Genomic DNA, 7,353 nt, shown 5'->3' with positions numbered 1-7,353 from the left:
TAGCCATCGATGTGGCGTAATTCACCCTTCTCGCGCCGGATGAGAAGGATCAAAAGTTGAACTTGTGTCCGATCCGGCGGGCATTGCAGCACTTCCGGTTTCTGATGCGGTCCAGCTTTCAACCTATAGCGAGGTTCTAGCCTGGTTGAGACAACTACCACAATCGTGAGCAATGCTGCACGAGGCGTACCGGTTCGGTTAATTGAGCTTGCAGATCATCAGCATATTGCCATCTGGATCTTTGATGTTGAGCTAGCGGCCATGACTAGGCAATCTTGGCCGCAGGCGGTCCTTACGCTACGACAAGAGGCAGACAACTACGACTTTTGCTCTATTGCATGGGAATGGCTCGTCTGTAGTCTTGCCACAAGAAAAAAGGCCGCTCGAAAGCGGCCCGAAGTTTAGGGAGGAAACGCCCAAGAAGGGCTGCAGCAAAGCAACGCCAATCGCTATGCTGCGATGCACAATATAGTTCACGCCTAAACGGCAGGCAAGAGTAATCGGGCAGCATCGCTGCCCATTTTTGTTGCCTTGAGATGTTCCAGCTTGGTTCAGTCATCCAGTGTGACCAGCGCCCCAGTGCTCGCCGTGAACACGGTAAGGCAAGCGCCAAAAGCTTGCGCGTTGATGGACGATGGATGTTTGTTCGCTTGGTAAGCGAACCAAACCATAAGCAATCCACTCATGACGCTCAGGATGAAAAGCAGATAACTTAGCTTCGACATCGAACCCAATCCTAGTGTTACAGTAACACTACTGAGTGAGTTCAAAGCCAAGCGAGGAACGCCCACAGTCATTGCGAAGGAATGACCGCGGAACGCCCCAAGAGTGCGAAGAGTGTGACCGGTTCAGGAAGCTGTCTCGGCAAGAAAAAGGGGCTCGCGGCCCCCTCTGACGCTATCAGGCTGCTTTGACGCCTGTCAGGAAGTTCCCGACCTCCTGCCCCAGGCTGTCGGAGTGGCGAGCAAGCTCCTGGGCTGCGCTCAGAACCTGGGATGCTGCAGCGCCTGTCTCCCCGGCGCCATGGCGGACATTTCCAATGTTGCCCGTGACCTGTTCGGTTCCGCGAGCCGCTTCCTGAACGTTGCGGGCGATCTCCGCTGTTGCTGCCCCCTGCTCTTCCATCGCTGCTGCGATGGAGACAGACACCTGGGACATCTCCGAGATCGTCTTGGCAATCGCCTGGATCGCTCCGACAGCCTCGCCGGTCGCTTGCTGGACGGATGCGATCTGGGCCGAGATTTCCTCGGTCGCCTTCGCGGTCTGGTTCGCCAACTCCTTGACCTCGGATGCAACCACCGCAAAGCCCTTGCCGGCATCGCCAGCCCGGGCCGCCTCAATCGTGGCGTTCAGAGCAAGCAGGTTGGTCTGGCCGGCGATAGTGTTGATCAGGGCAACCACATTGCCGATCCGCTCGGCCGTCGATGCAAGCTGCTGGACGATCGTGTCCGTCCGCTGAGCATCGGCGACTGCACACTCCGCAATCTGAGAGGACTGGTTCACCTGGGAGGCGATTTCCCGGATGGAAATCGAGAGTTCCTCAGTAGCCGCCGCAACCGTCTGAACATTGGCCGACGTCTGTTCGGCGGCGGAAGCAACATTCACTGACTGGCTGGTTGTCTGATCGGCAATGGCTGTCATCGATCGGGCCGTAGCTTCCATCTCGGTGGCTGCAGACGCCAGTCCCTGCGTCAGGGCCGAGACATTGGTTTCGAACTGCTTCGTCAGGTGGTCGAGCATCTGAGCACGGCGCATTTTGGCATCGTTCTCGGCCTCCTGCTCAGCGGCGAGACGCCGGGCCTCGATGGCATTGTCCTTGAACACCTGCAGTGCGCGGGCAAGCTGACCGACCTCGTCCTTTCGCCCGGTGCCGCTCACGTCCACCGTCAGGTCTCCATCGGCAAGACGGCCCATGGCACCTGTCATGGCGCCCAGCGGACGCACGACGCCGTAGAGGATGATGGCTCCCAGCATCCCGACCGCGAGAAGAATTCCAAAGACACCAGCCACCATAAGGGTCGTAGCGGTGTTCGATGCAAGGTCTTGAGCCTTGTGCTTGGCGGTATCCAAGGCCTTCTCGTTCGCAACGATGCGCTCAGCGAGAAGGTCGCGAACTTTCATCCGCCAGTCCCGGCCCTCACCGTTGGTGATCACCAGGGCTTCGGCGTCGTTGTCCTTGGCCGCGAGCGCGACGCTCTCGTCCATCAATTCGAAGTACTTGACGACAGTCGCTTTGATGTTTTCGTTGACGGCTCTGATCTCTGGGCTGGTCGAAAGTGCAATCAAGTCGTCAATGTGCTGCAGAGCCTTTGACCTGAACTGTTGATACACGCCCAAGGTCCGTTCGATGCGGTCCGGCTGGGATGCTGAGAGCAGGATCAGGTTCTTCTCCTGGATGGTCGCCTCATTTACCTCGGCATTGATCAAAAGAATGCTGCTCAGGCGTGAGGCATCACGGTCGACCAGTTCCTGGGTGTCAGAAGACATTTGGGCCAAGCCGATCTCGGCGAGCACGATCAATCCGACCGTGATGCTAACGAAAATCGCCACTGGGATGGCCAGCTTCGTGATGAGTCTCAGGTCGTTGAAGAATTTCATCGTTTTTATACCGACCCGCCCGCAACGCCGCGGGAAGCGCGCGCCCCCCTGACGCGCCGAAGTTCAGGTGGCTAAACAGTGCTGGGAGCAAGGTAAACAATCCGTGTATTTTGGACGCGTTCCAATTTATAGGCGCGCTTGCTCGAAGTTTTATAGCTACGAGATGTCCAGGAACTACTGCTTTGAGCGATGTCAATCCGGGTTATTACGTAGATCGCTCTGACTTCATCAGCGGCGAACCGATGGTTGCGCACTTACATACCTTTGGTTGTTGCGCGTATTCTCCCTTAGGTTGGATTTAAGCGATAATAATATTGCTTAGAGTAGAGATTCAGCCATCTTGGGGCAGGCGCTACTGAGATTTCGCTCCGTACTCATCGTGGAGTCCTTTGGGAGGTATCAGGCGAACAGGGAGTATTGCCCGTTGTCGATCCGCAGGAGCCCGATATATCCGATCGTTTGGCGGATTTTGGAGTTCCAGTGGGGATTCGCCTTCGCGCGGAGAGGTTCTCTAAAGCGGAGCAAATCTCCTGCAACCGCGCCATGCTGCCGAGATTCTTGATGGTTTAGCAGACGACCTCGCGCCAGTCCGGCATGAGCGGTTCGAAGTTCAGAACCATGTGCAGGAGCACCGGCCGGGTAAGGCCGCCGAAAGCGCCGGCGAGGCCGCGTTGGATCAGCCTCTCCATGTATTCCTCACCGTAGGCCATAAGGACGCTTGGAGCGCGCGAATTGGCCTCAGCCCGCCGGCCATCCCGATAGTGGAAGTGAATCCTACCGCGCAGGAAGAGGATGCCTTAGACATAGGGCCAGACAAACTCGTGATAGGCTTCCCGGCCACAGGCTCAGATTGAGCCACACCCTCCCCTCCCGGGGAAGCCTCTGGCCGCCCTGCTCATGCTAGGTGTAGTGGTTCTGGGCCGTATTCCAAGGGCCGCGGCATCGGGGCTGCGCAGGGATCGAGATCGAAGCCCACCTTACGTGGCGATCGGACGCATTGTTGCATGGATAGGCGACTTGGCAGCCGAAGTTGGATGGCATAGAGGATTGTACCTTTACACCTACTACGCCAGCAAAATCAATGACTTAGCACGCCCATGAATTACTCGTGTGTATTACCGCTGTGTAGTCCTGTCGAGCCATCGTAGGTCACAAGCACGGCCCTGACGGGGGGTGATCGCCGTCGACCTACCAAACCTTATAACAAAAGGCCCCGGATCACTCCGGGGCCTTTGCACTGGGGCTGACGGGAGCAGGACTTAGAACCCGCCCATGCCACCCATGCCACCCATGCCACCGCCTGGCGTGGCTGGAGCAGCGTCCTTCTTCGGCGTCTCGGCAACCATGGCTTCGGTGGTGACCAGCAGACCGGCGACCGACGCTGCATTCTGCAGAGCGGTGCGCACGACTTTGGCCGGGTCGACGATGCCGGCCTGGAGCAGATCCACGAACTCTTCCGTCTGAGCGTTGAAGCCGAAGGTGTCCGACGAGGTGTTGTCGTTGATCTTGCCAACCACTGTAGACCCCTCGACGCCGGCATTCTCGGCGATCTGACGGATCGGAGCCTCAAGGGCACGCAGCACGATGTTGATGCCGGACTTCACGTCTGGGTTGTCGCTGGTGAGCTTGGCAACCGCAGCCTTGGCGCGCAGCAGGGCCGTGCCACCGCCGGGAATGATGCCTTCTTCAACCGCAGCGCGGGTGGCATGCATTGCGTCATCCACCCGGTCCTTCTTCTCCTTGACTTCGATTTCGGTCGAGCCGCCGACGCGGATCACCGCAACGCCGCCGGCCAACTTGGCGAGACGCTCCTGGAGCTTCTCACGGTCGTAATCCGAGGTAGTCTCCTCGATCTGCGCCTTGATCTGACCGACGCGCGCCTCAATGTCCTGCGTAGAACCAGCCCCATCGATGATCGTGGTGCTCTCCTTGTCGATCCGGATGCGCTTGGCGCGCCCAAGCATGTCGAGGGTCACGTTCTCGAGCTTGATTCCGAGGTCTTCGGAGATCGTCTGACCGGCTGTCAGGATCGCGATATCCTCGAGCATGGCCTTGCGGCGGTCACCAAAGCCAGGAGCCTTGACGGCAGCGATCTTCAGGCCGCCCCGGAGCTTGTTGACCACCAGCGTTGCGAGAGCCTCGCCCTCGATGTCTTCCGCCACGATCAGCAGGGGCTTGTTGGTTTGAACAACGGCCTCAAGGATCGGCAGCAGCGACTGCAGCGAGGAGAGCTTCTTCTCGTGAATGAGGATGTAGGGGTCCTCAAGCTCCGCGATCATCTTCTCAGCGTTGGTGATGAAGTAGGGGGACAGGTAGCCGCGGTCGAACTGCATGCCCTCGACCACGTCGAGCTCGGTCTCGGCGGTCCTGGCTTCCTCGACGGTGATGACACCCTCGTTGCCGACCTTCTGCATCGCCTGGGCAATCATCTCACCGATGGAGGCGTCGCCGTTGGCCGAGATGGTGCCAACCTGGGCAATCTCCTCAGATGAGGCGACCTTCTTGGCACGGGCCTGGATGTCCTTCACGGCCTCTGCCACGGCCAAGTCAATGCCACGCTTGAGATCCATCGGGTTCATGCCGGCGGCCACGGCCTTGGCGCCCTCGCGGACGATGGCCTGAGCCAGAACCGTCGCAGTGGTGGTGCCGTCACCCGCCACATCGCTGGCCTTCGAGGCCACTTCGCGCACCATTTGGGCGCCCATGTTCTCGAACTTGTCGGAAAGCTCGATTTCTTTGGCGACGGTAACGCCGTCCTTGGTGATGCGAGGAGCCCCGAAGCTCTTTTCCAGCACCACGTTGCGGCCCTTGGGACCGAGCGTGACCTTCACTGCATTGGCCAGAATATCGACACCGCGCAGCATGCGATCGCGGGCATCCGAGGAGAATTTTACGTCTTTGGCAGCCATAGCTGAACTCCTGTTGCGTTCTATCTGGTCGGGCCAAGCCTGTTTAGGCGGCCTTCTGGGCTTCGGCGGTCCNGCGCAGCATGCGATCGCGGGCATCCGAGGAGAATTTTACGTCTTTGGCAGCCATAGCTGAACTCCTGTTGCGTTCTATCTGGTCGGGCCAAGCCTGTTTAGGCGGCCTTCTGGGCTTCGGCGGTCCGCTCGATCACGCCCATGATGTCGGATTCCTTCATGATCAGGAGATCCTGACCGTCGATACGCACCTCGGTGCCGGACCACTTGCCGAACAGGACGCGGTCGCCGGCCTTCACGTCGAGGGCGACAACCTTGCCGTTCTCATCGCGGGCGCCGGGGCCGACGGCGACGACTTCGCCCTCTTGCGGCTTTTCCTTGGCGGTGTCCGGGATGATGATGCCGCCGGCCGTCTTCTCTTCGGCTTCGATGCGGCGGACGACGACGCGGTCGTGCAGCGGACGGAATGTCATAGGCAAGCCTCCTTAATATGGAATTGGAGGCACTCGTCTGCGCCGAGCAGCACGGTTAGCACTCGACGCGTGAGAGTGCTAACGCCAAGTGATAGCCTGATGCTCCGGTTCAGGCAAGCTCATCTTTCAGGAGAAGCTGAACCGTACTCTGATGAGCGGCGTTGATCCCGTGAGGCCGCTTGGCCGTTTAGGGATGGGGTTCCGCAGTGTTGAGTTTCGATGCCGTTGAAGAGGTCTGTGAGAGTAGGCAGACAACCCTTGTGATCCACCCGGCCATTCGTCGGGCCATCAAAGGGTATGAGGAAAGCTTCTACGTTGGACTGCGCTGCTTCTTGGCAGGAGAGTCAGACGGGCTCTACTTCCTCCCGCTCCAGGGCACTAGCTATGTTCGCCTCGTCTTTTCGAAACGGGTTTCATCCGGAGGGCACAATCTTCTCAGGATTGACTCGCTGACAAAAGAGGGACTGGCACAGATAAAGGCATCCTTGGACTGCCCCCCCAACGCCTCGTGGCATCTGAGACCAGCGTGGACCGGCAGTTGGAGCGGTTCCTGGCTCGAGCGGGTAAGCTGATGTCCGTTGCCAAAGCCGCTCTGGAGATCAACTCGCGCCATATCCTGTAGGACTCCGAGATGATGGTCTCTCCGGGAACAGGCTGCATTTGCTTCGCGTATCCTGGCACATACAAGACAGGCAGACCCGGGAAGCGCTTGCGGTAGGCCCTGGCCGCCTCCCCTCCATTGGCTTTCGGCAAGCGAATGTCGGTCATTAAGGCGTCAACGGTGATCCCTGCTTGCAGGAGCCTCAGGGCTTCCCCGCCGCTGGTCGCTTCAATGACCTCGTACCCGGCTTCTTCCAGCGCTGTTACAGTCATTCCACGGACGCATCATCTTCTACAACTAGAATTTTCAACACGTCCGCACCTACCCGCCTTAACGATCCCAATTGTGGAGAACCTCCATGAGCTGACACACTTATCAGCCGACATGCCAATGCCGACTGAGGTCATTGAGAGGATGCCAGCCTCGCCACGTGTTCTGGGGGGTAGGTTTCCCATCCAGCCTTGCAATCCGGCATGGGAACCCCATATTGAATATATCGACTTTGGCCGAACAATCGGGCCGTTTCGCTTGTGGCTTTGCCAGGCGCACGTTCAGACACTCTCCCCAAACATCGACGAACCCGAGCACAGGGCCGCATTGTTGCGCGACCTGCAAGCTCACGTGCACTCACGCATACCCAAGGATATTCCCATGAACACGGGCACCGTAAAATTCTATAACGATCAAAAAGGCTTCGGCTTCATCCAACCGAGCAACGGCAGCAAGGACGTGTTCGTCCATGCCACCGCTCTCGAGCGCG

At 58.7% G+C, this 7,353-nt stretch carries 7 protein-coding genes; 1 reads left to right on the top strand and 6 read right to left on the bottom strand.

Annotated features, from left to right (window positions below):
- Window positions 1-551: 551 nt before the first annotated feature.
- The 6 genes from LG661_RS23780 to LG661_RS25615 form a co-directional block, all read right to left on the bottom strand.
- Window positions 552-725, bottom strand: a complete 174-nt coding sequence (locus tag LG661_RS23780) for a hypothetical protein (RefSeq protein ID WP_230534471.1) — start codon at window positions 723-725, stop codon at window positions 552-554.
- 175 nt (window positions 726-900) lie between these two features.
- A complete protein-coding gene (locus LG661_RS23775; RefSeq protein ID WP_230534470.1) occupies window positions 901-2,598 on the bottom strand; it encodes a methyl-accepting chemotaxis protein in 1,698 nt (565 codons plus the stop codon).
- Between the two features lie 566 nt (window positions 2,599-3,164).
- On the bottom strand, window positions 3,165-3,287 hold the full coding sequence (locus LG661_RS25190; RefSeq protein ID WP_268995513.1) for a hypothetical protein: 123 nt from the start codon (window positions 3,285-3,287) through the stop codon (window positions 3,165-3,167).
- 570 nt (window positions 3,288-3,857) lie between these two features.
- Window positions 3,858-5,507 (bottom strand): chaperonin GroEL, encoded by a 1,650-nt coding sequence (gene groL, locus LG661_RS23770; protein WP_230534469.1) that lies wholly within the window; start codon window positions 5,505-5,507, stop codon window positions 3,858-3,860.
- Between the two features lie 170 nt (window positions 5,508-5,677).
- On the bottom strand, window positions 5,678-5,992 hold the full coding sequence (gene groES, locus LG661_RS23765; protein ID WP_230534468.1) for a co-chaperone GroES: 315 nt from the start codon (window positions 5,990-5,992) through the stop codon (window positions 5,678-5,680).
- 435 nt (window positions 5,993-6,427) lie between these two features.
- A complete protein-coding gene (locus tag LG661_RS25615; RefSeq protein WP_407666836.1) occupies window positions 6,428-6,865 on the bottom strand; it encodes a response regulator in 438 nt (145 codons plus the stop codon).
- A 379-nt stretch (window positions 6,866-7,244) separates the two neighbouring features.
- Here LG661_RS25615 and LG661_RS23760 point away from each other — a divergent pair.
- Window positions 7,245-7,353, top strand: a 109-nt coding sequence (locus LG661_RS23760; RefSeq protein ID WP_230534472.1) for a cold-shock protein, incomplete at its 3' end; no start/stop codon positions are given.

The sequence above is a fragment of the Microvirga roseola genome, from assembly GCF_020866965.1.
GTDB classification, from domain to species: Bacteria; Pseudomonadota; Alphaproteobacteria; order Rhizobiales; family Beijerinckiaceae; genus Microvirga; species Microvirga roseola.
Note: the sequence above shows the minus strand (reverse complement) of the source record. Positions and strands in the feature narration are given on the sequence as shown.